We start from the raw sequence: 25,269 nt of genomic DNA on the forward strand, positions 1-25,269 counted from the left end.
GACTCGTCCGACGACCCGCCGGAACGGCGATTCGCACCCTTTGCACCGTTCGCCACATCAGCCCCTGTTCGGTGTCTCGTTCGTCCCGTATAGCGAGAAGTCAAGCCCAGAAACCGTCACCGGACAACAACCATCTTGTCGGATCGTTCAACGATCGCTTACCTTGTGGTGCCATCCGCAACCCGCACGTATCCCCCACGCCCGAACGGACGGATATGACCGCATCCTTGGCGAACCTGTCCATCGATCTCAACGCCGACCTCGGCGAGGGGTTCGGCCGCTGGCAGCTCACCGACGACGAGGCCCTGCTGTCCATCGTCACCAGCGCCAATGTCGCCTGCGGCTTCCACGCCGGGGACCCCTCGACCATGCGCCGGGTGTGCGAGCTGGCCGCCGAGCGCGGGGTGCGCGTCGGGGCCCAGGTCTCGTACCGGGACCTGGCCGGTTTCGGCCGGCGCAGCATGGACGTCCCGCCCCGGGAGCTGGCCGACGAGATCGCCTACCAGATCGGCGCGTTGGAGATCTTCGCGCGTGCCGCCGGGACGCGGGTGCACTACGTCAAGCCCCATGGCGCGCTCTACAACCGCAGCGTGCACGACGAGGCGCAGGCCGGCGCCGTGGTCAGGGGCGTCCAACTGGCCGCCGGCGGTCCACTGCCGGTGCTGGGGCTGCCCGGGTCCCGGCTGCACGAGGCGGCCCGCGCGGCCGGGCTGCCGGTGATCGCCGAGGCGTTCGCCGACCGCGCCTACACCGCCGCCGGGACGCTCGTGCCGCGCACCGAGCCCGGCGCCGTGGTCCATGACCCGGACACGGTGGTCAAGCGCGCCCTCGGCTTCGCCCGCGACCGCGCGGTGACCTCGATCGACGGACGGCGCGTCGAGGTGGACGTGCGTTCGCTGTGCGTCCACGGCGACACCCCCGGCGCCGCCGACCTCGCCCGCCGGGTGCGGTCCGAGCTGGCCGCCGCGGGGGTGCGCGTGGCGGCGTTCACATGACGCTGCGGACCCTGCCCGTCGGTGAGCACGGGCTGCTCATCGAGCTCGACAGCGGCGAGGCGGCCGAGGCGCTCCACGCGGAGCTGCTGCGCCGCGCCGCCGCGCGGCGGCTGCCCGCCGTGCGCGAGATCGTGCCCGCCGCCCGCACCGTGTTCCTCGACGGGCTCGCCGATCCCGGGCGGCTCGCCGCCGAGCTGCCCGGCTGGCGGATACCGCCCCTCGACCGCGGCGACAGCGAGATCGTCGAGGTGCCCGTGCGCTACGACGGGCCCGATCTGGCCGCGGTCGCCGAGCGGTGGGGGGTGCCGCCCGAGGAGGCCGTACGGATCCACTCCGGGGCCGAGTTCCGGGTGGCCTTCTGCGGCTTCGCGCCCGGTTTCGGCTATCTGACGGGACTGCCCGAGCGGTTCCACGTACCGCGCCACGCGACGCCCAGGACCCGGGTGCCGGTCGGCGCGGTGGCCCTCGCGGGCGGATACACGGGCGTCTATCCGCGCTCCTCCCCCGGTGGCTGGCAGCTCATCGGCACCACGGACGCCGTGCTGTGGGACACCGAACGGGAACCGGCGGCGCTGTTCACCCCCGGCACTCGCGTCCGCTTCGTCGCGGTGTCGGATGGCGCGATCCCCGAAGGGGCGGCGCCATGACCGACAGCGCCTTCGTCGTCGTACGGCCGGGAGCCCTGACCACCGTCCAGGACCTGGGCCGGATCGGCCACGCCCATCTCGGGGTGCCCCGCTCGGGGGCGCTCGACCAGCCCGCCCACCGGCTCGCCAACCGCCTGGTGGGCAACGCCGAGGGGGCCGCGACCCTGGAGACCACGCTGACCGGCTGTGCGGTGCGGCTGCGCCGCCCGGCGACGGTCGCGGTCACCGGCGCGCCCTGCCCGGTCACGGTCGACGGCCGCCCGGTCGCGTGGGGCGGGCCCGTACGGGTGCCGTCGGGCGCGCTCCTGGAGGCCGGGGCCGCCGCCCACGGGGTGCGCAGCTATGTGGCGTTCGACGGCGGTGTCGAGGCCGAGCCGGTGCTCGGCAGCCGGGCCACGGATGTGCTCTCCGGCCTGGGCCCGGCGCCGCTCGCGGACGGCGCGGTGCTGCGGCTCGGGCGGCCGGGCGGGCCGGTGCCCGCCGTGGACGCGGTGCCGCATCGGGGCGTCGCACCCGAGCTGGTGCTCCCCGTGGTGCTCGGCCCGCGTGACGACTGGTTCACCCCCGCGGCGCTGCGCACCCTCTCCACCGGGGACTTCCGTGTCTCGGCCGCGAGCAACCGGATCGGCCTGCGGACCGAGGGCCCCTCACTGGAGCGGGCGCGGGACGGTGAGCTGGCCAGTGAGGGCATGGCGCTCGGCGCGCTCCAAGTCCCGCCGGACGGACGGCCGGTGCTCTTCCTCGCCGACCATCCCACGACCGGCGGCTACCCGGTCGTGGGCGTCGTGCCGGAGCGGTATCTGGCCGCCGCGGGGCAGGCCGTCCCCGGCACTCCGGTGCGGTTCACCCCGCTGGGCCGGCCCTCCTGGGGGCCGCCCGCCCGGCGGACCGCGCCGGACGGCGGCTAGCGGGCGCGCCGTGCGCCGACGCGCTCCCTGCGCTGTGCCTTGCGGCGCAGCGCGCGGCGCTCCTCCTCACCGGTGCCGCCCCAGACCCCGTGGGTCATTCCGCTCTCCAGCGCGTAGTCCAGGCATTCCTGGATCACCGGACAGCGCCGGCAGACCTCCTTGGCCAGCGTCTCCTGCCGCCGCGCGGCCGGACCCGCCACCCCCACGGGGAAGAACAGTTCCGGATCCTCGTGCGTGCATTCGGCGTCATGCCACCAGGCCATGGCTGCCCCTTCCCTGAGCGACGTTCCTGAAAGCACCCGCCGTCGGGCTCACGCGCGGGGTGCGCGCGGCGTGCGCCCGTGGGTCATGCGGGCGCGTCCGGGCGGGCTTTGACAAGGTTCGGGTTTCCGATCGTGGCGGCGGCAAACGGATCCGAACACGCCATGCCTCATATCGGGCTGCCCGATTGAGCCCCGGGGCGGACCGAGACCCCTCCCAGGGGCGTCAGTCCCGCAGTCGCTCGGGCAGCAGGATGACGCTGCTGCCCGGCCGGCCGATCCACCTCGGCCCGCCGTCGACCGCGACCCCCGTGACCGCGGCGGCCATCGCCAGCGCCCGAGCGGTCCAGCCGGACGGATGCCCGCCGTCCCCGAAGCGATAGCGCCACGCCTCGTCCGGATCGCCCGGCTCCGGGTCGGGCATGACCTCCTCGCAGGGGCACATCACCGTTCCTGAGCAGTGAGCGGGAGTGACCCCGCGCACTGGCACGCCCCGAACGGTCTTGAGCGCACTGGTCCCCGGCGTACTCGACCCCGGGGCAGCGACACGGATCCTGTCCGTGGTCCAATCCCGGGAGGCCGGTTCCCTGCGCGACCTGGCCTGTGGGCTCAGCCAGAGGCGACGGGGAGGCCCTGAACCATCACTCCGGTGGAGCAGGGGCCCCGCACGCTGGCACCGAACCCGGCGTCCCAGATCGCGACTTCACGCTACCCCGACCCGCAAAGACCACCGCAACCCCGGAAACCGACCATCACACGATCGAGCTAAAACGACCTCACGCTCACCCCTCGAACAGCAGCCAGCACCCCGTCGCGGGCTATGGAGGCGCAGATTCACGCGTCGGGGTGGTCGAAGACCAAGACGGCCACGGTGCCCGGGGCCGCCAGGGGTCGGCCCCGGCCGCGATGAGCGCCGACACCTTCTCCCGGTCCCAGTCGCGCACCGCGTGCCACAGCGGGGTGCGGCCCGCCGCGTCCGGCTGGTCCGCCTCCCGCGCCACCGTGAGCAGTTCGGCCAGCACCTCGGCGCTTCCCGAGTAGCCCGCGGAGTGCAGCGGCGCCATATGGCCGCCGAGGACGCGGTCGGGGTCGGCCCCCGCGGCGAGCGCGGCGCGCACGGCCCGCAGATCCGTCCAGTCGTGGATGTCCTGCCAGTCGGTCATGCGTCCAATCTGGCATCCGCCACCGACAATCCGTCCCCGGCCTCCTCCGGTGGGCCGTAGCCGCCGCCGCCCGGCGTGTGGACGACCAGGATGTCCCCTACCCCGGCATCCGCCGCGTCGCGGCCGTCCAGGCGGTCCACCGAACCGTCGGCGCGCTCGATCAGGTTGGCACCCAGCGCGCCCGGCTCACCGCCCGCCATGCCGTACGGCGCCACCCGGCGGTGGCCGGTGAGGAGGGCGACGGTCATCGGCTCCAGGAAGCGGATGCGGCGGGTGACGCCGTCGCCGCCGTGCCATTGGCCGCGGCCGCCGCTGTCCCGGCGGATCGTGAAGCTCTCGACCCGCACCGGATAGCGCCACTCCAGCACCTCGGGGTCGGTCAGCCGGGAGTTGGTCATATGGGTCTGCACGGCGTCGGCGCCGTCGAAGCCGTCCCCCGCGCCGGAGCCGCTGGCGACCGTCTCGTAGTACTGGACGCGGTCATTGCCGAAGGTGATGTTGTTCATCGTGCCGGAGCCCTCGGCCTGGACGCCCAGGGCCGCGTACAGGGCGCCCGTGACGGCCTGGGAGGTCTCGACGTTCCCGGCGACCGTGGCGGCCGGGAAGACGGGCGCCAGCATGGAGCCCTCGGGGATACGGACCTCCAGGGGCTTCAGACAGCCGCTGTTGAGCGGGATGTCCTCGGCCACCAGCGTCCGGAAGACATAGAGCACGGCCGCCATCACCACCGAGCTGGGCGCGTTGTCGTTGCCCGGCCGCTGGGGCGAGGTGCCGGTGAAGTCCAGGACGGCGCCACGCGCCTCGCGGTCCACCGTAAGACCGACGCGGATGACCGCCCCGCCGTCGGTCTCGTAGCGGTACGAGCCGTCGCGCAGCCCGGCGACGATACGGCGCACCGACTCCTCGGCGTTGTCCTGGACGTGGCCCATATAGGCGTGCACGACATCGAGGCCGAACTGCCCGATCATCCGGCGCAGTTCCTGGACGCCCTTCTCGTTGGCGGCGATCTGGGCGCGCAGATCGGCGAGGTTGGCGTCCGGGGCGCGGGACGGGTACGGCCCGCCGGTCAGCAGTTCGCGGGTCTCCCGCTCGCGCAGCGCCCCGTCCCGTACCAGCAGCCAGTTGTCGAAGAGGACACCCTCCTCCTCGATGGTGCGGCTGAAGGCGGGCATGGAGCCGGGGGTGATGCCGCCGATCTCGGCGTGGTGGCCGCGCGAGGCGACGAGGAAGAGCAGTTGGTCCCCCGCCTCGTCGAAGACCGGGCTGACCACGGTGACATCCGGCAGATGGGTGCCTCCGTGGTACGGGTCGTTGATCGCGTACACATCGCCGGGCCGCATCGCGCCCCCGTTGCGCCGCAGCACCTCCTTGATGGACTCGCCCATGGAGCCCAGGTGCACCGGGATGTGCGGGGCGTTGGCGATGAGATTGCCCTCGGCGTCGAAGAGGGCGCAGGAGAAGTCGAGCCGCTCCTTGATGTTGACGGAGTGGGCGGTGTGCTCCAGGCGGACGCCCATCTGTTCGGCGATGGCCATGAAGAGGCTGTTGAAGACCTCCAGCATCACGGGGTCCACGTCGGTGCCGACCGCGGTGGTGCCCGGGCGCGGCCGGACCCGGGTGAGCAGCAGATGGCCGCGCTCGCCCATGGTGGCCTGCCAGCCCGGGTCGACCACGGTGGTGGCGTCCTCCTCGGCGAGGATCGCGGGCCCGGTGACCCGGTCCGACGGGCGCATACGGTCGCGTTCGTAGAGCTCCGCCCGCTGCCGGCGCCCTTCCGAGAACATCCTTACGGTCGTCATGGGCGCCAGTTCGCCCTCCCTGGGCGGCGGTTCCACGGCATGGCCGCCGGTGGGCCCGGACGCGCCGACCGCCTCGACCGACACCGCCTCGACGACCAGCGGCTTGTCCATGGTGAAGGCGTAGCGGGCGCGGTGCGCCCGGACGAAGTCCTCGGTCATCGCGGGGGCGGAGCCTACGGGTACGGGGATGCTGGAGTCGGTGCCCGCGTACCGCAGATGGACCCGGGCGACGGTGTCCAGGGTGTTCTCCGGGACCCCGTCCGCGAGCAGTTCGCCGCGGGTCCGATCGGCCAGCCGGGCGCACAGCTCACGCACCCGCGGCAGCGTCTCCTCGCCCAGCTCGGCCTCGACGGCCTGCTCGCGCATGGCGGTGGCGTCGGCCACCCCGATGCCGTACGCGGAGAGGACGCCCGCCAGCGGCGGCACGATCACCGTGCCGATGCCGAGCGCGTCGGCGACCGCGCAGGCGTGCTGGCCGCCCGCGCCGCCGAAGCTGGTGAGCGCGTAGCGGGTGACGTCACGGCCACGCTGCACGGAGATCTTCTTGACCGCGTTCGCCATGTTGAGCACCGCGATGTCCAGGAAGCCCGCCGCGACCTCCTCCGGCCCGCGCCGGTCGCCGGTCGCCTCCGCGATCTCCTCGGCGAGCGCGGCGAAGCGCTCCCGGACCGTCGCCGCGTCCAGCGGCTGGTCGGCGTGCGGGCCGAAAACCGCCGGGAAGTGGTCCGGCTGGATCCGGCCGAGCATCACATTGGCGTCGGTCACGGTCAGCGGGCCGCCGCGCCGGTAGCAGGCTGGTCCGGGGACGGCCCCGGCCGAATCCGGCCCCACGCGGTAGCGCCGGCCGTCGAAGTGGAGCACCGAACCGCCGCCCGCGGCCACGGTGTGGATGTTCATCATCGGGGCGCGCATCCGCACCCCGGCGACCTCGGTGCCGAAGATGCGCTCGAACTCGCCCGCGTAGTGCGAGACATCGGTCGAGGTGCCGCCCATGTCGAAGCCGATGACCCGGCCGTGTCCGGCCTCGCCGGAGGAGCGCGCCATGCCCACCACACCGCCCGCGGGCCCGGACAGCACCGCGTCCTTGCCCCGAAAGTGCGCGGCCTCCCGCAGCCCTCCGTTGGACTGCATGAACATCAGCCGGATACCGCTCAGTTCGGCGGCCACGCCCTCCACGTAGCGGCGCAGGATGGGCGAGAGATAGGCATCGACCACGGTGGTGTCGCCGCGCGACACCAGCTTCATCAGCGGGCTGACCTCGTGGGAACAGCTCACCTGGGTGAAGCCGAGGTCGCGCGCCACCGCGGCGACCCGCCGCTCGTGGGCGGCGTGCCGATAGCCGTGCAGCAGGACCACGGCGGCGCTGCGGAAGCCGTCGCGGTGGGCGGTGCGCAGCGCCTCGGCGGCGGCGTCGAGGTCCAGGGGGCGGACGACCTCGCCATGGGCGTCCACCCGCTCGGGGATCTCCACCACCCGGTCGTACAGCGCCTCGGGGAGCAGGATCCGGCGGTCGAAGAGGCGGGGGCGGTTCTGGTACGCGATGCGCAGCGCGTCCCGGAACCCTTCGGTCACGACGAGGACAGTCGGCTCACCCTTGCGCTCCAGCAGGGCGTTGGTGGCGACCGTGGTGCCCATCTTGACGACGTCGATCCGGTCGGCCGGGACCGGATCGCCGGGGCCGAGCCCCAGCGTCTGCCGGATCCCGGCGACGGCGGCGTCCGTATAGCGCTCGGGGTGGTGGGACAGCAGCTTGCGGGTGACCAGGCGGCCGTCCGGACGCTTGCCGACGACGTCCGTGAAGGTTCCGCCCCGGTCGATCCAGAATTCCCAGCGACCCGTCACCCCGCCATTGTCGCAGCGGACGGCGGTGTGTCGGCGATGAGCGGCTCGGCGGGCGGGTGGGGCACCGGGTCGGCGGAGGCGGGCGCGGACTGCGGGGCGAGCGGCTCGGCGGACGCGGCGGTCTGGACACGCGGATCGGCGGACACGGGCACCTGGACGCGCGGACCGGCGGAGGCGGGCGCGGGCTGCGGGGCGAGCGGCTCGGCGGACGGGCGGGGCAGTGGGTCGGTGGCGGACGGGTGCGGGAGGTGGGCGGGGACCGGGCCGCGGGTCACCGCGGTGAGCGCGGCGAGCGTCGCCCGCCGGTCCCGGTCCTCGAGCAGATGTCCGGTGCCCTTGAGGCGGTGGCGCCACTCCAGGGCCGCCAGCGCGACCAGGCCGGGCAGGAGATCGGTGCAGCGGTCCGCGATCCAGCGGGTGCCGCGGGTGGCCATCCACCACGCGGAGGCGGCGCGCGAGGGCGCGGAGCCGTCGAGCTCCAGGGACGGCGGGACCCCGGTCGCGATGGACCGGGCGCGCAGGGCGCTGTGGAACTCCCTGGCCAGCAGCCGGTGCCCCAGCTCGCTCGGATGCAGCCGGTCCACGCTCCACGCCCGCCGGTCGGTGACCCAGCTGTGGTCGCTCAGCTCCACATGGACCGCCTCGTGGCGCTGGGACAGCGCGTGCACCACGGTGTTCACCGCGCGCATCCGGCGCCCCAGCGGGCGCGCCAGCGCGGATGGCAGTCCCAGCATCCGCCCGGGGTCGGGCAGACAGGCGGTGAGCACCACGGCGCCGTCGGCGCGCAGCGCGCCGATCGTGCGGTCGAGGGCCTCGGCGACCCGGTGGATGTCGAACGAGTCGCGCAGCGTGTCGTTCCCGCCGACCACGACCGACACCAGATGCGGACGGGCGCGGCGGGCGGCGGGCAGCTGTTCGTCGGCGACATCGGCGGCCAGTGCCCCGCTGCGGGACAGGTTGACGAACTCCACGGGCTCGTCGGGGTGCGGCCCGGCCGCCGCCGCCAGCAGCGCGGCCCAGCCCCGCCATCCGCCGCCGGGCGCCGGGTCCCCGAGCCCTTCGGTGAGCGAGTCGCCGAGGGCGGCGAACCGCAGCCTGCGCGGTTCCGCGCCCTCGCCCGGACCCTCGCCCGCGCACTCGCCCGTTGCGTCCCCGTCGCCCGGTGTCGTGCCCGGGGTCCGGGCCGCCCGGTGCGGGGCGGTGCCCGGTGTCGTGCCCGGGGTCCGGGCCGCCCGGTGCGGAGCGGTGCCCGCTCGGTGCGGGGCAGTGGCCGCGTCCTGCCCCGCACACCCCGTCTCCGTAAGGACGGCCTCCACGACGACGGCCTCCGTAAGGGCGCCATCCGTAACGGCGGCCTCCTTACGAGACGGTTCCGTACCAGCGCGGTCCCCCGTGTGAGCGCCGGCTGCGCTCACCGCACACCGCCGACGGCCCGGGGCGCCGGGACCGCCGGGGCGGCCGGGAGCGCGGCGGCCGGGAGCCGGCCGCCGTCGGCGCACCGGACGCCCTCGGTGGACGCGTCATGGGCGGCCAGGAAGGAGGCGACCGCCGCGGGCCAGCCGTAGCGCTCGGCCCGCGCCCGAGCCGCCGCCCGGCGCAGGGGCTCCGAGCGGCCGAGGACGCGCTCGACGGCGTCCGCGAAGGCCGTTCCGTTGTCGGCCGCGGTCTCGCCCGCCGCGCCCACGATGTCCGGCAGCGCGGAGAGCGCGCTGACGACGACGGGCGAACCGCAGGCCAGTGCCTCCAGCGCCGCGAGGCCGAAGGTCTCCGCCGGACCCGGCGCCAGCACCACATCGGCGCTCGCCTGGATGGCGGCGAGCCCCGCCCGCTCCGCAACATGGCCGAGGAAGACGGCCGGCAGCCCCTCGGCGCGGGCGCGGGCCTCCAGGCGCGGCCGGAGCGGCCCGTCCCCGGCGACCACGAGCGCCGCGGAGACGCCCCGGCGCCGCAGCTCGGCGAGCGCGTCGAGCGCCCGGCCCGGCCGCTTCTCCGGCGAGAGCCGCGAGCACATGGCGATGAGCACGGCCGCCTCACCACGGTGGTGGTCCCGCAGGTCGGCGTCGTGGTGGGAGGGGTGGAAGTGGCCGAGATCCACGCCCAGCGGGGCGCGTACGACATTCCGGGCGCCGATCCGTACGAACTCGCGCGCCGCCCATTCGGTGGTGCAGACGATCCGCGAGTACGCCCGCGCGGTACGGAGGTTGAGCCGGTCCGCGGCTCCCTCGGCGAACGCGTCCGGCACACCCCAGGTGCGCAGCACGGCGTCCGCGCTCTCGTGGGAGACCATCACGGCCGGTACGCGGGCGCGCCGCGCCCACTCCCCCGTCCAGCGGAGGGAGGTGCGGTCCGACACCTCCAGCCGGTCCGGTGCGAGGCCGTCGAGCAGCCGGGTCAGCCGCCGCCGGTCGGTCAGGACGCGGTAGCCGCCGGTGCCGGGGATGGTCGGCCCGGGCAGGGTGATCACCCGCCCCTGCCGGGTGTGCTCGTCCGAGACCCGCTCGCCCGGCACCACCAGGACGGCCTCGTGCCCGGCCGCCTGGTACCCGGCCCCGAGCTCGCGCAGCGCGGTGCGCAGGCCGCCGGAGGCGGGGGTGACGAAGTTGGCCAGCCGGACGATGCGCAGCCCCTTGCCGTCGTTCATGTTCTGCTCTCCTCCCACAGCTCCGACGACGCTCATGCGGCGACCGCCGTGCGGGCCGCCAGGATCTCGGTGTAGTGGTCGATGAGCTGGTCGCCGATCGCCTCCCAGGTGCGGCCCTCGACCGCCTCCCGGCCGGCGTGCCCCAGCGCCGCGCGCAGCCTCGCGTCGGCCGCGAGCAGCGATACGGCGTCGGTCACCTCGGTCGTGTCCCCGGGCGGCACCAGCAGTCCGGTGCGCCCGTGGTCGATGAGGTCCAGCGGGCCGCCGGCCGCGGGCGCGATCACCGGAACGCCGCTGGCCTGGGCCTCCTGCACGGTCTGGCAGAAGGTCTCCTGGGGCCCGGTGTGGGCGAAGACGTCCAGCGAGGCGAAGACCCGGGCCAGGTCGTCGCCGGTGCGGCGGCCGAGGAAGCGGGCCGTCGGCATGGCCGCCCGCAGCGCGGGCTCGCTCGGCCCGTCCCCGACCACGACGACCTGGATGCCGGGGAGCTCGCTCAGCGGCGCGAGCAGCTCGACGTTCTTCTCCGGGGCGAGGCGGCCGATGTATCCGACGATCAGCTCACCGCCGGGGGCGAGCGAGCGGCGCAGCTCCGGGTCGCGGCGCGACGGGTGGAAGCGCTCGGTGTCGACCCCGCGCGGCCACAGCCGGATCCTCGGCACGCCGTGCTCGTCCAGGTCGCGAGCGGCGGCGGTGGAGGGCGCGAGGGTCCGGTCGGCGGCGGTGTGCACGGCGCGGATGCGCCGCCAGGCCGCGTTCTCGCCCGCGCCGAGGTAGGTGCGGGCGTAGGAGCCCAGGTCGGTCTGGTAGACGGCCACCGCGGGTATCCGCAGCCGGAGCGCGGCCGTCATCCCGCGCGCACCCAGGACGAAGGGGCTGGCGAGGTGGACGACATCGCTGCCGTGGGAGGTGATCGCGGCGGCGAGCTTCCGGCTCGGCAGGGCGACCCGCACCTGCGGATAGCCGGGCAGGGGCAGGGACGGGATACGGACGACGGGGTAGGGGTGCGACCGGTCCATCTCCCCTTGGCTCTCGGGTGGACCGCCGGCCGCGGCGGGCGGTGGGCCTCCGGGGGGACCGGCCGGTGCGATGACCAAGGGGTGATGGCCACGGCGGTGGAGGTGGTCCGCGGTCTGCAGCGTGCAGTGAGCGACGCCGTTGATGTCGGGTGGGAAGGATTCAGTCACGATGGCGACACGCATACCGGTGTTGTCGGCGTACGAAGGGTGGCCCCGGCATCGTGAACGTTTCGCGCCGTAGAACGTCCCATGAGCGTTGGCCCTCGCACCCCACGGGCCCCTCTGAGGGCCCCTGGAGGGACCACCGCAAACCCGTATGAACCCGCTGGAATCGGCGTCCGGTCACTCGGCGTGAATGTTTCGCTGCGAACGCCCTGCTCGGGGCGGAGCGGAGACACGGAGGGTGATGATCCTCTCACCCGTGCCAGGAAAGACGCGCCGGGCGCCCCGAGGGTTGCCTGGGTCCGACACCTCGCAGGCGCCCGTCCCCCGGGCGGTCTCGGGGTGCCCGCCCCCGGGGCCGTACGCCGGGGGCGGCCCGGGGTCAGAAGCCCGGGGTCTCGGGCCCGATGCGGCTGCGGACCGCCGTCTGGACCTCGGCCTCCTCCGCCGGGTCGGCGGCCAGCCGGCGGAGCTGTTCGACGACGCGGGCGTCGGCGGTGGCGGCGTGGCGGGCGGCGACTTCGCGGGTGCTCTCCTCACAGTCCCAGAGGCATTCGACCGCGAAGCCCGCCGCGAAGGACGGATCGGTGGCGGCCAGCGCACGGGCGGCGCGGCCACGGAGATGGGAGGAGGCCGTCTCGCGGTAGATATGGCGCAGGACGGGCGCGGCGCAGGAGATCGTCAGGCGCCCCGCGCCGTCGACCAGCGTCCACAGGGTCTGGGCGTCCGGGCCCTCGGCCCGCACCGCGCGGCGGAGCGCGGCGAGCACGAGCGGGGAGTCGTACTGACCGCCGCGGCAGGAGAGCATCGCGGCCGCCGCGTCCCCGAGCGCGTCCGGGCGGTGGGCCCAGACCCGGGCCCGGTCGAGGGCGGCGATACTGCGCATGCGTTCGAAGGCGGAGAGGGCCGCCTGGGAGACCAGCTGTGAGGCGTCCGGTTCGGTCACGGCGGCCTCGATCAGGTCGAGCACCTCGGGGTCGCCGATCTCCGCGAGGTGCCGCAGCGCCGCGGCGCGGGCGGCGTCGGGGGCCGACGCGGCGGCGGCGAGGAGCTCGGGCCGGTCCTCGGGACCGGCGACGGCGGCCAGACAGCGGGCGGCCGCGTCGGGACGGCGGGCGTCCGGCTTCAGATCGTGCTCCCGCTGGGCCCACAGCAGGATGTCGTGGACGCTCCAGCCCGGACGCGGCCCCGAGGGCCGCAGCTGGCGCTGCCATCGGTCGAAGGCGCCGCGCTCGGCGGCCGCGCGCACCCGCGGCCCGTGGTCCGGATCGTCGGCCCACAGCCGCCAGGGCCGGGGTTCGTAGGCGCCGCGCACCACGGCGGCCAGTTCGGCGTCGCCGTCGGGGGTCGGGGGAAAGTGGGCGAGGATCGCGGGGGCGAGGCCGCGCAGCCCGGTGTCGTCGTCGCGCAGGGCCAGCTCGTCGAGGGCCCATTCCCAGTTACTGCCGGCCGCGGCGTAGCGGCGCAGCAGCCGCAGCGCGTCGGACCTGCCGTAGGCGGCGAGGTGGCCGAGGACGGAGAGGGCGAGCCCGGTGCGCTCCTCGTCGTCGTCGACCAGGTCGTCGGGGTGGAACAGATGCTGTTCGATCTCGTCGAGCCCGGCGTCGAGGTCCAGACAGAGCCTGGCGTAATAGAGCGAGCGGTTCTCGACCTGCCAGTCACGGCGGGGGTCGCGCAGCACACAGTGGTGCAGTGCCGCGAGCGCCTCGGCCCGCGGCGCGGCGAGGGCGTGCAGGGTCCCGTCGCCGCGGCCTCGCTGCAGGAGGCCGAGCAGGGTGCCGCTGGGCGCTATGTCTGGATCGAACATGAGGTCAGCATCCGGTGCGGGAGGTTCGCTGGCAACGGGATTTCCGTCGATCGGCATTCTTGCCGATGTCCTGCCGCCGTATGCCTGATGAACGGTGCGAGACTGAGGGACTCCCGAGCGCCGCAGCCTACCCGGAATCGCGCCCTCCGCCGATTCCCGCCCGACATGCCCCCGGAAGGCCATCGGCATATGCCGCAAGCACCACCGGATCGGGTATTGCCAAACCGCTTACGGGATGTCGCAGCCTGTGCAAGAGTCGTTACCGGTCCCTCCCTCAAGACCCGGCCGCGCCGCGCCCGTATCGGAGAACGTCATGCCGTCCCCCCGCTCCGCGGACCATCCCGCCGTATCGCCTCCCCAGCGTGACACGGTGGACGCCCTCATCTCGCAGACCCGGCGGCTCCGCGGCGGGCTCGACGCCGTCCGCCGCGACACCGTCGCGGAGCTGGGCGGCACGGATGACGCGCAGGTGCGCTGGCAACGCGCGCTGTGCGAGCTCGCCGTCCACCAGCTGGACGATCTGGGCCGACATCTGGGCGAGCTGCGCGAGGGACTGCCCGCCGATGCCGCCGATGCCGCCGATGCCGCCGATGCCGCCGATGCCGCCGAGACGACGGTCGAGCCATCCGAGCCGGTCGACTCCCCCGAGACGGCCGATCCCGCCGGGCCCGAGGCGGACGCAACGGCCGGGAGCGAGGCCGCCGGTCATGCCCCCACCGGCCACGGTTCGCCGCTGAGCCGGGTCGGCAGCGCCGAGTGGAACCTCCTCACCGACGAGGTGACCTGGTCCGACGAGCTCTGCCGGATCTTCGGCCGCGACCCCGGGGACGGCGGGCTCACCCTCGACGAGCTGCCCTCCTGGGTCTTCTCCGAGGACCAGCCGATCCTGACCGGGATGGTCACGGACTGCCTGGTGGACGGAAAGCCCATCGACGGCGAGTTCCGTGTCGTGCGCGAGGACGAGGCGGTGCGCACCGTCCATATGGCGGGCGAGCCGGTGCTCGACACCGACGGCAGCACCGCCTCCATGTGGGCCGTGCTCCGGGACGTGAGCGAGCTGCGCCGCAGCGAGCGGGCGGTGCGCGAGAGCCGGGACACACTGCGCCACCAGCGGCGGATCGCCCGGACCGAGCGCCGGCTGGCCGTGGAGGTGCAGGAGGCCGTGCTGCCGCCGTGGCGCGGCTCCCTCCGGCTGCCGGCCCGTGACGGCTTCCCGGGCGCCGGTCCGGCGCCCGGCGACGCCGCCCTCGACCTCGCCGCCCACTACCTCCCGTCCGAGTCCAGCGCCCAGATCGGCGGCGACTGGTACGACGCGCTCGAACTCCCGGGTGGCGACACCCTGCTGAGCGTCGGCGGTCTCACCGGCCACGGGGTGACCGCCACCTGCGGCATGGCCATGCTGCTGGGCGCCGTGCGCGGCATGGCGGTGGCCGGGATCGAGCCCGGCACGCTGATGGAGCGGCTCAACCAGTTGCTCGCCGTCTCCTCCCAGCCCGCGCTGGTCGGCGCCGTCTGCGCACAGTACGACCCGCGCGCCCGCACCTTGGTGTGGGCGCGGGCCGGACACCCCGCCCCGCTGCTGTTCCGCGACGGGACGGGGCGCCCGCTGCGCTCTCCCGACGGCATGCTGCTCGGCGCCACGGCGGGCGCCGCGTACACCCAGTGCGAGGAGCGGCTGGAGCCGGGCGATCTGCTGGTGCTGCACACCGGACGGCTCGCCCGGGACGCCGAGGGCGCCACCGAGCGGCTGCTCGCGCTCGCGCCACGGCTGACCGCCGCCCACGGCGCACAGGAGTGCGTACGGACGGTGGCCGAGGCGTTCGGCGACGAGCCGCGCGAGAACGACGCCTGCGTGCTGATCGCCAGGGTCACCGGCGCCCGCGCATGACGCGGTGCCCCGCGTCGCCGCGGCACGGTGAACGGCCCCTCGTACGGCGTTGACCCCGCGTGAGACGTCAGCCCCTCGTACGGCGTTGACCCCGCGTGTTGCCCTTCGTCATGCCCCTCGTCATGCCCTTCGTACGGCGTGGCCCGGTCGCTAGACGGCCGCGCTCCTGGCGATGGAGCCGGACCCTTTCAGCCCCGCTCCGCCCTTCCCCGTGCCTCCCTTCGGCATCACCTGCTGGATCTCCTCGCGCAGCTCCCGGATGGCGGGTGAGGTGCCGTACCGCCCGGTGAGCCGGTACATCTCGCGCAGCCGGTCCCAGGTGCGGTGCGAGGAGTTCTGCTCGATCGTCAGCAGCGCCATCCGGGCGTAGCGGTCGGCCTGCTCGGGATCGTCGCCGAGGAAACAGGCCGAGGCGATGGAGATGTGGTCGAAGATCTGGGACCGCTGGCGCCCGCCCTCCCGCATCCGCAGCGCCTTCTTGGCATGGCTCTGCGCGATCCCCGCCGCCGCCGGCTCGTGCTCGGCGAGCGTGCGGTAGACCAGCCCCTGCATCCCGTGCAGATCGGCCTCGTTGAACAGCTGCATCCAACTCGGCGCCGGACCGTCGTCCCGGTCCGAGACGAACAGCTCCTCCGCCTCGCCCAGGGCGCGCCGCACCGCCTGGCCCTGACCCTTGGACGCCTGGGCCCATGCCTCGATGGTGCAGAACATGGACCGGGTGCGTGGCAGCGCCGCCTCGCCCGCACCCGCCTTGGCCAGTCTCATCAGCTCCAGGGCGTCGTCCGGGCGGCCCAGGTGCACCATCTGCCGGGCGGCCCGGGAGAGCGCCTCGCTCGCCCGGGGCCGGTCGCCGCCCTCGCGGGCCGCGTGGGCGGCGATGACGAAGTACTTCTGGGCGGTCGGCTCCAGGCCGACGTCATGGGACATCCAGCCGGCGAGGACGGCCAGATTGGCCGCCACCCCCCACAGTCTGCGCTGCAGGTGCTCGGGGTGGCGATAGGCGAGCATGCCGCCCACCTCGTTGAGCTGGCCCACCACGGCCTTGCGCTGGAGCCCGCCGCCGCGGGCCGCGTCCCAGGCCCGGAAGACCTCGACCGAGGTCTCCAGGGCGTCGATCTCCTGGGAGCCCACGGGGGCGGCCTCGTAGCGGTCGAAGCCCACGGGCTCGACGGAGAGGGGATTGTCGGTACGGGGCGCGTCGGTCGCGAGGGTGGGGTCGGAGAGCAGAAAGTCGCTCATGGCACCGGTGATGGCGGATCCCGCGGCGAGCGCGGCACCCGCACCCACCAAGCCGCGTCGGTTGAACATAAGGTCCATTCCCGTGAATTCGGTGAGGACCGCGGCCGTGGACTCGGGCGGCCAGAGCAGCCCGTCGCCGGACTGCCCCTTTCCCGCGCGCCCCCCTCGTCCGAACCCGAGATCCTCAGTGGTCACGACTCGACCGAGGCGCTCGGTGAACAGGGCCGCCAGCACCTTGGGCACGGGATCGCGCGGCGTCTCGCCGGTGTCGATCCAACGCCGCACCCGCGAGGTGTCGGTCGCCAGCTGCGGATGGCCCATGGCCGCCGCCTTCCGGTTCACGAGCCTCGCGAGCTCCCCCTTGGACCAGCCGGCGAGGCCGAACAGGTCCGCAAGACGGGTGTTGGGTTCCCTCGTCACGTCAAGCCCCCAGGTTCCTCGGCTGACTTGACAGTAACGGTCCCGTCACGAGCCGTGCGACTATTCGCCAGGGTTCGCCAGGGTCCGCCAGATGGTGTGCCACCCGCACACGGGTGTGATGTAGGAGTGCGTTACCCGGCCCGGTGGCGGCTCGAGTTCGACCGAACCGCATTCCCCAGGGTGCGGCCCCGCCCCGGGGCCGGGTGCGTACGCAATTCGTCGGCACACGAAGGGATCTGTCTCGCCCATGTACGCAGCATCGTCCTCCGTGTCCGCCCCGCCCCGGCCGTACCGGCGGCAGCTGCCCGGCAATGGGCCGTACCTCGATCCCGCCCCCGGCGGCCGGGCCAGGCGGACCGCCGCCCTCGGCCCCGTGCCGCCTCGCGGGAGACTCGACTTGTCCGGTCCACAGGGTGCGCAGCTGCGCACCGCGATCACCTCGGTCCACCGCATCTGTCCGGAGTTCAACCCGGTGCAGGTGCTGCGGCGCAGCGGACGGTCCGTGCTCCTGATCGGGGCGACCGGGCGCAGCACGGCGGTGGCCAAGTGCCTGCTGGACCACTCCCCCGCGTGGGCCGAGCGGTTCCGCCGGGAAATAGCGATGTACCGGGCGTTCGTCCGCCAGCGCCCGCCGGTGCGGGTGCCCCGGCTGATCGCCGCCGACCCGGACAACTGCGCGCTGGTCATCGAGCGGATGCCCGGGCGGATCGCGGCCGCGCAGCGCCACCCCACCGAGCCCCCGCCGCGTGCCGATCTGGGCGCGGTGCTGGGTGCCATCCGCCGGATCAACCAGTGGCGGCCGCCCGCCGATCGGTTCGAGGCCCCCATCGACTACGCCGCCCGGCTGTCCCGCTATCACGAGCTCGGGCTGCTGACCGACCGGGACATGGGCGATCTGCAGAAGCTGCTGCGCGGCGTCTCGCACGCCTGCGGGCGGCAGACCCCGGTGCAGTTCTGCCACGGCGACGCCCTGTTGAACAACGTCCTGCTGTCCCCCGCGGGCCCGGTGCTCCTCGACTGGGACCACGCGGGCTGGTATCTGCCCGGCTATGACCTGGCCACGTTGTGGACCGTGCTGGGCGACGCCCCCGTCACCCGGCGCCAGATCAGCCAGTTGGCACAGGCCGCGGGCCCGGCCGCGCGGGACTCCTTTCTGGTGAATCTGATGCTGGTGCTGACGCGGGAGATCCGGCAGTACGAGACCGCGGTGCAGCGCACCATGCACGACCCCGCTCCCGTGGTGCCGGGCGCGGTGCCGGCCGGTGAGGAGCAGCGGTTGCTGCTGCGCCGGCTGCACGACGACTGCGCGCTGGCCCGGCGCGCGGTGCGGGCGGCGGTCGGCACCCGCTGAGCGGAGGCGGGGTGCGGCCGCCCGGCGCGTCACCGGTCTGGACCGGTGACGCGCCGCAGGCGGGTGGACGTGCGAACGTCCGTCCGGGTGACGGCGATTGACGCCACGCCTGGCAGCGCATATCTCTAAGTGGCTCGGCTCGGCCCGGCCCGCTTGAGGAGGCTGCAATGCCAGGATCCGCACAGGACAGCGCCCACGACGCGAACAGAGCCCCGTCCGGTCCCACCCGGAGAACCACGCTGCGCACCGCGGGAGCCACGGCATCCGCCGCCCTTCTGCTCCCGCTGGTCTCCGCGACCCCCGCCGCCCATGCCGACCAGCGGCGGGCCGATGGGCCTGGTGCCGGCGGCGGCGCCCTGCAGCGCGCCTTCGCGGCCGCGGCCGCCGAGTACGGCGTTCCGCTGAGCGTGCTTCTGGGCGTGTCGTATCTCCAGTCGCGCTGGGACGGCCACGGCGGTGCGCCCAGTGTCACCGGCGGCTACGGCCCCATGCACCTCACCGACGCCCACGCCGCGCTGCTCACCGCCTCGCACCACAGCGAGGGCACCGAGGACGCGCGTGGCGATCTCGCCCGGCCGCCGCGGGTGCCCAAGGCCACCGTCCCCCAGCCCCGGCAGCTGCCCGCCCGGCTGCGCACCCTCAGCCGCGCGGCGGACCTCACCGGGCTGTCCGCGGAGGCGCTGCGCGGCGACGAGAGCGCCAATGTGCGCGGTGGCGCGGCGCTGCTGGCCGCCACGCAGAAGCGGCTGGGGCTCCCGTCGAGCAAGGACCCCGCCGACTGGTACGCGGCGGTGGCGGCCTACTCCGGCGCCGGTGACGCCGGAGCCGCCGCCTTCTTCGCCGACGAGGTGTACGGGGTGATCCGCGGCGGTGCCGCGCGGACGACCGCCGGTGGCGAGCGGGTCTCCCTCGACGCGGCCCCCGATGTCGCCCCGGACACCCGGCAGTTGCGGGCGCTCGGTCTGCCGTCCCGGGCCCGGGATCCGCGGGTCGAGGCCCCCAAGGACGTGTCCTGCGAGTGGATCCCGGCACCCTACGAGGAATTCGGGGACAACGACTACGGCAACCACGACCTGGGCGACCGCCCCTCCTCGCAGTCCGTCGACTACATCGTCATCCATGACACCGAGGGCTCCTGGGACACCACCATCAAGCTGGTCCAGGACCCCACCTATGTGTCCTGGCAGTACACTCTGCGCTCCTCCGACGGGCATATCGCCCAGCATGTGCCGCTCAAGGACGTGGCCTGGCACGCGGGCAACTGGTACGTCAACGCCAAGTCCATCGGCCTGGAGCACGAGGGGTTCCTGACCGCCCCGGACGCCTGGTACACGGAGGCGATGTACCGCTCCTCGGCGCGGCTGGTGCGCTACCTCGCCAGGCGGTTCGACATCCCGCTGGACCGCCAGCACATCCTGGGCCATGACAATGTGCCCGGCACCACCACCTCGACCATCAAGGGCATGCACACCGACCCCGGCCCCTACTGGGACTGGGCGCACTACTTCACCCTGCTCGGCGCGCCCTTCCGGCGCACCGCGGGCTCCTCCGGCGGTCTGGTCATCATCCGCCCCGACTACGGCACCAACCAGCCCGTCTACACCGACTGCGAGACGGCGGGCCAGGCATGTGCCCCGCACGGCTCGTCCGCGGTGCGGCTGCACACCGCGCCGAGCGCGGACGCCCCGCTGGTCAAGGACATCGGGCTGCGCCCGGACGGCGCGGACTCGACGACCGGGGTCAATGACACCGGCGCCCGCGCCACCACCGGACAGCAGTTCGCGGTCGCGGGGCACGAGGGCGACTGGACGGCGATCTGGTACCTCGGCCAGCGGGCCTGGTTCCAGAACCCCAAGCGGCGGCCGACGGCGGTGAGCGCCGAGGGGCTCGTGGTGACGCCCAAGGCCGGGTCGGCGGAGGTTCCGGTGTACGGCCGCGCCTACCCGGAGAAGGAGGCGTACCCGGAGGGGGTGCCGGTGCAGGCGGTCTCACCGCTGCCGTACAAGCTGCTCGCCGGGCAGTCCTATCCGCTGGGGCTCAGGGTGCGGGGCGAGTATCTGTGGGCGACCACCTTCGATCCGGCCGGTCACAAGGTGGTGCGCGGCCAGGACGTGTACTACCAGATCCAGTTCGGGCACCGGGTCGCGTTCGTCCGCGCCGCCGATGTGACGGTCCGGCGCTCGGGGAAGTGAGTCTGACGGGCCGTCAGTCCGCCGTATGACGGACGGCCGGGGGCCGTGAGCGACCGTACGGGCGTCTCACGGCCCGCGGCGAAGGTTTTTCGGCGCTGCTTGTCTCAGCGCTGCTTGTCTCAGCGCCGCTTCGCTCAGCGCTGCTGGAACATCTCCGCGGGCAGCGGCTTGAGCAGCCGGTAGAGATCGTCGGTGATCGGCCGGTCCCAGCTGGCGATGGTGACGAGCACCCCGTCGCTGCGGTCGAACTGGGCGCAGGAGATCCGGCCCTCGGAGAGCTTGATCCGGCGAACGATGAGCAGATTGTCCTCGTGCATGACCGGGCTGTCCTCGGTGTCCACCACCTGCACCGGCTCGTCGTTCCCCAGCGCCGCCAGCAGCTGGGTCACCTCGAACGGCGGCTGGCCCTCGGCCACCTCCCGGGCCGGGGAGCCCTCGGGCAGATTGCCGATGATCATCGCCGGGCCGCGGCCGCCGAACAGGTCGTAGCGCAGGAAGACGCCCTGGCAGGTGCCGTCCGGAGCGGGCAGCAGCCCCGCCCCGAGATCGCCGGGCCAGTCTCCCGGGTCCATGGCGAGGACGTCGAAGTCCGGCCCGGTGGGCGTGGCGGCGCTGCGGCGGCGGAGGAAGGACATGCGGACATGGTACGTGGCCGCGCGCCGGTTGCCGTGCCGGGGAGCGGCCGGGCCGCACCCCTCATCCGGGGTCGGGCGCCGGGCGCTGGGGCAGGCCGACCGTGGGGGTGATGAGCCGTTTGGCCAGCCCGGCCCGGTCGGTGCCGACCTTACGGTAGACATCGGACAGCAGCCGGGCGACCTCGCGCTCATCGAGACCCGTGGCCTCGCTGATCCGGGCGTCCGACCAGCCCTCGGCGGCCCGCTCGGCGACGGCCTGCTCCTGTGAGGTCAGCGGGCTGGTGTGATCGACCCGCAGCTGCATGGGACGCAGTCCGGCCGCGGACAGCTCGTCGCGGGCCCGTGCCGCGAGCGCGTCGGCCCCGCAGCGCGGCGCCGTGGTCGACCAGCGCCAAGGCCAGGTCGTACGCGGCCGGTGACCGCATCAGATGGCTGACGGCCTCGGCCAGCAGCTTGATCCGGTCCGGCCCCTGGGTGACGGTGGCGGCGGTGTGCAGTGCCTTGCCGATGGCGGAGTGGGTGCCGAACTGACGGGCGCGGCGCACCGCGTCGTCGGCGACCTCGGCGGCCTGCCGGGGATCGGTCAGCGCGAGGGTCTGGGCGAGGTGGAGCTGCCAGGGGCACCAGGCGGGATTGCGCATACCGCGTCCGTCCATGCGGCGGCCGACCTCGGTGAGCCGGCCACGGGCCTCGCGGTGGAGATTGGCGGCCAGCAGCAGCTCGCCGCGGACCGCCGGGACATCGGGGCAGAGCGTGGCCTGCGGCAGGGTCTCGCCGCGGTGCCGGGCCGCGAACTCCTGCGCCTCCTGGACCCGGCCCCGGCAGATCAGCGTTCCGATGAGGGTGCCGACCGCGGTCCAGTGGGCGGGTGTCGAGGAGCCCACCAGATCGGCGATCCGCATCCCCTCACGGGCCAGCTCCTCCGCCTCGCCGAGGGCGCCGCGGCGCAGACGGGCGTAGCCGAGAAGGGTGAAGCCGAACGCCAGGTGGGAGCCGCGCCAGCCCTTGCGCTCACATTCGGCGATGCCCTTGTTGAACAGCTCCTCGGCGCGGCCGGGCTGGTCGCAGTGGAGAAAGACCAGGGCGACCAGGATGGGCACCTCGAAGCCCCAGTCGTCGTCGGTCCAGCTGAGGCCGTCGCCGAGGGCCTCTTCCGCGTAGTGCAGGGCGGTGGCGACCGGCTCTCCGCGCGTCATCGCGTCCCAGGCGCGCAGCCCCATCAGATAGCGCTCGGCCATGCCGCGGCCGGTGAGGTGGTCCGCGAGCCGGGCCAGCCGCCGGGAGCGGGCGGGCGACTCCTTCTCGTCGGCGCGGAACATGTTCCACATCAGCTGCTCGGTCTGCATCCGCAGCCGGGTGCGGGCGCTGGTGGCCCGCCCGACCTCGTCCGCGAAGACCTGGGCGGCCTCCTCCATCCGGCCGCTGTGGCCGTACGCCTGGGCGAGCCGGTAGGTGATCGCCTCGCGCAGCTCGGGGCCGAGCTCGGGCTCCTCGAGCGCGGCCCGCAGATGGTTGACGGTGACGTCGGGCTCGGTGAGCTGGGCGGCACAGCCCAGCTCGTACAGCACGGCGGCGCGCTCCTCCAGGGCGGGCGGTTCGCGCAGGGCTCGGGCCAGACAGCGGCGCCCGGCGTCGGGGGCTCCGGCGCGCAGATACTCCCGGGCGGCCGCCCGCAGATGACGCACCACCCAGGGGTCGCCCTCGGGGTGCATCTCCAGCAGATGCCGGCCGGCGGCCGCGGAGCCCAGGCCCGCGCCGAGCACCACGGTGGCGGCCTGACCGTGCATGGCCACCCGCAGGGCGCCGGGGATGGCCTGGTAGACGGCGGTGGCGATGAGCGGGTGGAGGTACTCCAGGGGCCGGGCGCCATTCCCGGCGCGCGGCGGGGCCAGGATCCGCGCGTCGACGAGCCGGGCCACCACATCGGCGGCCTCGGTCTCGCTGAGCCCGGCGACATTGGCGGTCAGCGCCGGGGTGGCCTCGATGCCGAGGACGGCGACGGCCCAGGCGAGGCGGACGGCGGCGGTGCCGAGGCGGGTCAGCCGGTCGTTGAGCCCGCTGTCCTTGGCGGAGGAGACCAGCTCGCGCAGCGCGGGCAGGTTCTCCGACTGCGGTTTCAGCCGGCGGTCGCGGATCTTGGCGGTGAGTTCGGTGATCTCCCAGGGGTTGCCGCCGGTCATCGCCCAGCACTCGCGGCAGAACGCCTCGTCGGCGTGGTCCCCGAGGACCTCTCGGACGATCCTGCCGACTCCGCCCGGGGTGAGCGGCGACAGCACATGCGGCCGTGATCCCTGGCGCTCGGCCAGGGTCCGTATCGCGGCGACGTCGGCGGTCAGGTCCTCCGGGCGGTAGCCGACGGCGAGCAGCAGGGGCAGGTCGGCGGTGCGCGGGGCGAACCGGGTCAGCCAGTCCAGCGATTCGGGGTCGGCCCAGTGGACATCGTCGAGGATCATGACGACCGGGGCGTGCTCCACGGCGAAGCGGGTCACCAGCCAGTCGAGGCCGTCGCGGACGCCCTGCGGATCGGGTGCGCCGCCGTGGCCCGAGACCACCAGGCCGACCGCGGGCGCGACGATCTCGTACCAGCCGCCGAGGATCCTGCGGTGCTCGGCCTCGCCGGTCTCCGCGAGCACCGGCTGGAAGAGCTGGCGCACCACATGGAAGGCCGCGCCCTGTTCGTGCTCGCCGCCGCGGGCCCGGAGCACGGTGCAGCCGCGGGCGGCGGCCCTGCGGCGCGCCTCGCCGAGCAGCGCGGTCTTGCCGACGCCGCCGGGCCCCTCGAAGGCGATCACCCCGCCGCCGCGGGTCTCGGCCCCGTCGGCGGGATCGGTGCCGCACAGTTCGGTGAGCGCGGCGTCGACCGCGCGCAGCTCCCGCTCCCGCTCCAGCAGTGTCCTCCGACGCGTCCGGTTCTGCTGGCTCATGTACTCCGCCACGTTGCTTCCCCTCCGGCAGGTGACGCCGAGCGTAGCGCGGATGGCACGCTGCGTAGCTCCCCCATGGAGGGATTTCCGCCGGGCATTGCCAGTGGCACACGCCAATTCACCGTCTCCTCTATCGATGCCACGTCCCGCACGCGAGGATGACCGGATTCAACGGGTTGGCCAGATACCGCTTTCGCCTGTGGTATATGCGGGCGGACTCCGGCCGCCCGCACGACGAAGGGGGCGGAGACGACTCATGCACACGCACGCTGCGCGACCACAGGCCCGGCGGACGGCACTGCCGCGCCGGGCGGCCCAGTTCGCCTTTCCGGCCTCGACGGACCTCAGCCCCGGCACCGAGGCGGCCAGGCACCACACCATCCAATGGCTCTCGGGCTTCGGCGTCTTCGCGGACCACGCGTCCGTCGCCGAGTACGACGCGCTCCGCTTCGACGTGCTGGCGGGCCTGTTCTACCCCCGGGCGACCGGTGCCGACCTGGACCTGGGCAGTGACCTCGTGGGCTGGTACTTCGTCTTCGACGATCAGTTCGACGGGGAGCTGGGCAGCCGTCCGGAGGCGGTGGCGGGGCTGGTGGCGGACGTCATACGGATCACCGACGAGGACCTGGCGCACGGCAGGGCGGGCGGTGACGACGGGCCGCTGCTGGAGAGCTTCCGCGACCTGTGGCGCCGGATCAACTCCGGGCGGCCCCAGGTGTGGCGGGACCGCTTCCGTCACCACTGGCTGGAATATCTGCACTCCTACCACCGCGAGGCGCTGGAGCGGACCGGCGCCCCGTCCGGGGCCGGCGGCGCGGACGCGCCGCGCTCGGTGGAGGACGTACTGGCGCTGCGGCGCCACTCGATCGGCGTACAGCCTTGTCTCGATCTGAACGAGCCGTTCGGCGGCTACACCCTGCCGCCCGCGCTGCACGGCGGCTTCCCGCTGGAACGGATGCGGGAGGCTACGGACGATGTGGTGGTCTTCACCAATGACATCGCCTCCCTGGACAAGGAGCTGGCCGTCGGCGACGTCCACAACAGCGTCATCGTCCAGTGGGAGCGCGCGGGTGGTGAACTGGAGGACGCGGTACGCCATATCGCCGACCTGGCCAATGCCCGCTACCGCTGGTTCGAGGAGACCGCGGCCGAGTTGCCCGCGCTGCTCGCCGAGTCGGGGGCGGACCCGGACACCCACCGCGCCGTGGCGCGCTATGTGGACGGCATGCGGCATGTGATGACGGGCAATCTGGGCTGGTCGCTGCGTACGGCCCGGTACGACGAACAGGGCACCGAGGCGGTCAGCGGGGGGCGGCAGCGGCCCTGGGCCCAGCTGACCGGCGCTCAGTCGGTTTAGCCGATCGCTCAGTCGGCGTAGTC

17 protein-coding genes and 1 pseudogene are annotated in these 25,269 nt (G+C 74.1%); 7 read left to right on the plus strand and 11 right to left on the minus strand.

Annotation, left to right across the window (positions count from 1 at the left end):
* Window positions 1-215 precede the first annotated feature (215 nt).
* The 3 genes from NP777_RS06705 to NP777_RS06715 are packed head-to-tail and all read left to right on the plus strand — an operon-like array spanning window position 216 to window position 2,550.
* Entirely contained in the window at window positions 216-995 is a 780-nt protein-coding gene (locus NP777_RS06705; RefSeq protein ID WP_256649128.1) for a LamB/YcsF family protein, read from the plus strand.
* Window positions 992-1,642: a 5-oxoprolinase subunit B family protein gene (locus NP777_RS06710; RefSeq protein WP_256649129.1), complete on the plus strand. Its 651-nt coding sequence runs from the start codon at window positions 992-994 to the stop codon at window positions 1,640-1,642. Before NP777_RS06705 ends, NP777_RS06710 begins: the two co-directional genes overlap by 4 nt.
* On the plus strand, window positions 1,639-2,550 hold the full coding sequence (locus tag NP777_RS06715; RefSeq protein ID WP_256649130.1) for a 5-oxoprolinase subunit C family protein: 912 nt from the start codon (window positions 1,639-1,641) through the stop codon (window positions 2,548-2,550). Before NP777_RS06710 ends, NP777_RS06715 begins: the two co-directional genes overlap by 4 nt.
* On the opposite strand, the gene NP777_RS06720 is transcribed toward NP777_RS06715, so the two are convergent.
* The 8 genes from NP777_RS06720 to NP777_RS06755 form a co-directional block, all read right to left on the minus strand.
* The gene (locus NP777_RS06720; RefSeq protein WP_256649131.1) at window positions 2,547-2,813 is read right to left on the minus strand and encodes a WhiB family transcriptional regulator; all 267 of its coding nucleotides are present in this window, start codon (window positions 2,811-2,813) and stop codon (window positions 2,547-2,549) included. The two genes, NP777_RS06715 and NP777_RS06720, sit on opposite strands and share 4 nt — an antisense overlap.
* Before the next feature lie 223 nt (window positions 2,814-3,036).
* Window positions 3,037-3,234: a hypothetical protein gene (locus tag NP777_RS06725; RefSeq protein WP_256649132.1), complete on the minus strand. Its 198-nt coding sequence runs from the start codon at window positions 3,232-3,234 to the stop codon at window positions 3,037-3,039.
* Between the two features lie 394 nt (window positions 3,235-3,628).
* Window positions 3,629-3,973, minus strand: coding sequence for an ankyrin repeat domain-containing protein (locus tag NP777_RS06730; protein ID WP_256649133.1), 345 nt, complete (start codon window positions 3,971-3,973; stop codon window positions 3,629-3,631).
* Complete coding sequence (locus NP777_RS06735; RefSeq protein ID WP_256649134.1) at window positions 3,970-7,614, minus strand: hydantoinase B/oxoprolinase family protein; 3,645 nt, start codon at window positions 7,612-7,614, stop codon at window positions 3,970-3,972. Before NP777_RS06735 ends, NP777_RS06730 begins: the two co-directional genes overlap by 4 nt.
* Window positions 7,611-8,930, minus strand: coding sequence for an SGNH/GDSL hydrolase family protein (locus tag NP777_RS48035; protein WP_308405035.1), 1,320 nt, complete (start codon window positions 8,928-8,930; stop codon window positions 7,611-7,613). Before NP777_RS48035 ends, NP777_RS06735 begins: the two co-directional genes overlap by 4 nt.
* 95 nt (window positions 8,931-9,025) lie before the next feature.
* Window positions 9,026-10,255, minus strand: a complete 1,230-nt coding sequence (locus NP777_RS06745; RefSeq protein WP_256649135.1) for a glycosyltransferase — start codon at window positions 10,253-10,255, stop codon at window positions 9,026-9,028.
* A gap of 32 nt (window positions 10,256-10,287) precedes the next feature.
* Window positions 10,288-11,454: a glycosyltransferase family 4 protein gene (locus NP777_RS06750; protein WP_256649136.1), complete on the minus strand. Its 1,167-nt coding sequence runs from the start codon at window positions 11,452-11,454 to the stop codon at window positions 10,288-10,290.
* A 361-nt stretch (window positions 11,455-11,815) separates the two neighbouring features.
* Window positions 11,816-13,240, minus strand: a complete 1,425-nt coding sequence (locus NP777_RS06755; protein WP_256649137.1) for a HEAT repeat domain-containing protein — start codon at window positions 13,238-13,240, stop codon at window positions 11,816-11,818.
* Between the two features lie 313 nt (window positions 13,241-13,553).
* On the opposite strand from NP777_RS06755, the gene NP777_RS06760 reads away from it, so the two are divergent.
* Window positions 13,554-15,128, plus strand: a complete 1,575-nt coding sequence (locus NP777_RS06760; protein ID WP_256649138.1) for a PP2C family protein-serine/threonine phosphatase — start codon at window positions 13,554-13,556, stop codon at window positions 15,126-15,128.
* A gap of 150 nt (window positions 15,129-15,278) precedes the next feature.
* On the opposite strand, the gene NP777_RS06765 is transcribed toward NP777_RS06760, so the two are convergent.
* Entirely contained in the window at window positions 15,279-16,787 is a 1,509-nt protein-coding gene (locus NP777_RS06765; protein ID WP_256649139.1) for a DNA-binding protein NsdB, read from the minus strand.
* A 247-nt stretch (window positions 16,788-17,034) separates the two neighbouring features.
* On the opposite strand from NP777_RS06765, the gene NP777_RS06770 reads away from it, so the two are divergent.
* Together NP777_RS06770 and NP777_RS06775 are read left to right on the plus strand one after the other, a co-directional pair.
* On the plus strand, window positions 17,035-18,138 hold the full coding sequence (locus NP777_RS06770; RefSeq protein WP_256649140.1) for an aminoglycoside phosphotransferase family protein: 1,104 nt from the start codon (window positions 17,035-17,037) through the stop codon (window positions 18,136-18,138).
* A 167-nt stretch (window positions 18,139-18,305) separates the two neighbouring features.
* The gene (locus NP777_RS06775) at window positions 18,306-20,330 is read left to right on the plus strand and encodes an N-acetylmuramoyl-L-alanine amidase (RefSeq protein WP_256649141.1); all 2,025 of its coding nucleotides are present in this window, start codon (window positions 18,306-18,308) and stop codon (window positions 20,328-20,330) included.
* Between the two features lie 134 nt (window positions 20,331-20,464).
* Here NP777_RS06775 and NP777_RS06780 read toward each other — a convergent pair whose 3' ends face one another.
* Both NP777_RS06780 and NP777_RS06785 read right to left on the minus strand, forming a co-directional pair.
* Window positions 20,465-20,965, minus strand: coding sequence for a hypothetical protein (locus NP777_RS06780; protein ID WP_020873536.1), 501 nt, complete (start codon window positions 20,963-20,965; stop codon window positions 20,465-20,467).
* Between the two features lie 61 nt (window positions 20,966-21,026).
* Window positions 21,027-23,889, minus strand: a pseudogene (locus tag NP777_RS06785) (ATP-binding protein).
* Window positions 23,890-24,145: 256 nt separating this feature from the next.
* On the opposite strand from NP777_RS06785, the gene NP777_RS06790 reads away from it, so the two are divergent.
* On the plus strand, window positions 24,146-25,246 hold the full coding sequence (locus NP777_RS06790) for an isoafricanol synthase (protein WP_256649142.1): 1,101 nt from the start codon (window positions 24,146-24,148) through the stop codon (window positions 25,244-25,246).
* The last annotated feature ends 23 nt before the right edge of the window (window positions 25,247-25,269 follow it).

Source organism: Streptomyces rugosispiralis, assembly GCF_024505145.1.
GTDB lineage: Bacteria > Actinomycetota > Actinomycetes > Streptomycetales > Streptomycetaceae > Streptomyces > Streptomyces rugosispiralis.

What these genes read in the sequence shown, in the direction of transcription:
- NP777_RS06750 (WP_256649136.1), bottom strand. Translation starts at nt 11,454, where the DNA reads ATGCGTGTCGCCATCGTGACTGAATCCTTCCCACCCGACATCAACGGC.
- NP777_RS06745 (WP_256649135.1), bottom strand. Translation starts at nt 10,255, where the DNA reads ATGAACGACGGCAAGGGGCTGCGCATCGTCCGGCTGGCCAACTTCGTC.
- NP777_RS06780 (WP_020873536.1), bottom strand. Translation starts at nt 20,965, where the DNA reads ATGTCCTTCCTCCGCCGCCGCAGCGCCGCCACGCCCACCGGGCCGGAC.
- NP777_RS06770 (WP_256649140.1), top strand. Translation starts at nt 17,035, where the DNA reads ATGTACGCAGCATCGTCCTCCGTGTCCGCCCCGCCCCGGCCGTACCGG.
- NP777_RS06730 (WP_256649133.1), bottom strand. Translation starts at nt 3,973, where the DNA reads ATGACCGACTGGCAGGACATCCACGACTGGACGGATCTGCGGGCCGTG.
- NP777_RS06720 (WP_256649131.1), bottom strand. Translation starts at nt 2,813, where the DNA reads ATGGCCTGGTGGCATGACGCCGAATGCACGCACGAGGATCCGGAACTG.
- NP777_RS06725 (WP_256649132.1), bottom strand. Translation starts at nt 3,234, where the DNA reads ATGCCCGACCCGGAGCCGGGCGATCCGGACGAGGCGTGGCGCTATCGC.
- NP777_RS06715 (WP_256649130.1), top strand. Translation starts at nt 1,639, where the DNA reads ATGACCGACAGCGCCTTCGTCGTCGTACGGCCGGGAGCCCTGACCACC.
- NP777_RS06705 (WP_256649128.1), top strand. Translation starts at nt 216, where the DNA reads ATGACCGCATCCTTGGCGAACCTGTCCATCGATCTCAACGCCGACCTC.
- NP777_RS06790 (WP_256649142.1), top strand. Translation starts at nt 24,146, where the DNA reads ATGCACACGCACGCTGCGCGACCACAGGCCCGGCGGACGGCACTGCCG.
- NP777_RS06775 (WP_256649141.1), top strand. Translation starts at nt 18,306, where the DNA reads ATGCCAGGATCCGCACAGGACAGCGCCCACGACGCGAACAGAGCCCCG.
- NP777_RS06710 (WP_256649129.1), top strand. Translation starts at nt 992, where the DNA reads ATGACGCTGCGGACCCTGCCCGTCGGTGAGCACGGGCTGCTCATCGAG.
- NP777_RS06760 (WP_256649138.1), top strand. Translation starts at nt 13,554, where the DNA reads ATGCCGTCCCCCCGCTCCGCGGACCATCCCGCCGTATCGCCTCCCCAG.
- NP777_RS06755 (WP_256649137.1), bottom strand. Translation starts at nt 13,240, where the DNA reads ATGTTCGATCCAGACATAGCGCCCAGCGGCACCCTGCTCGGCCTCCTG.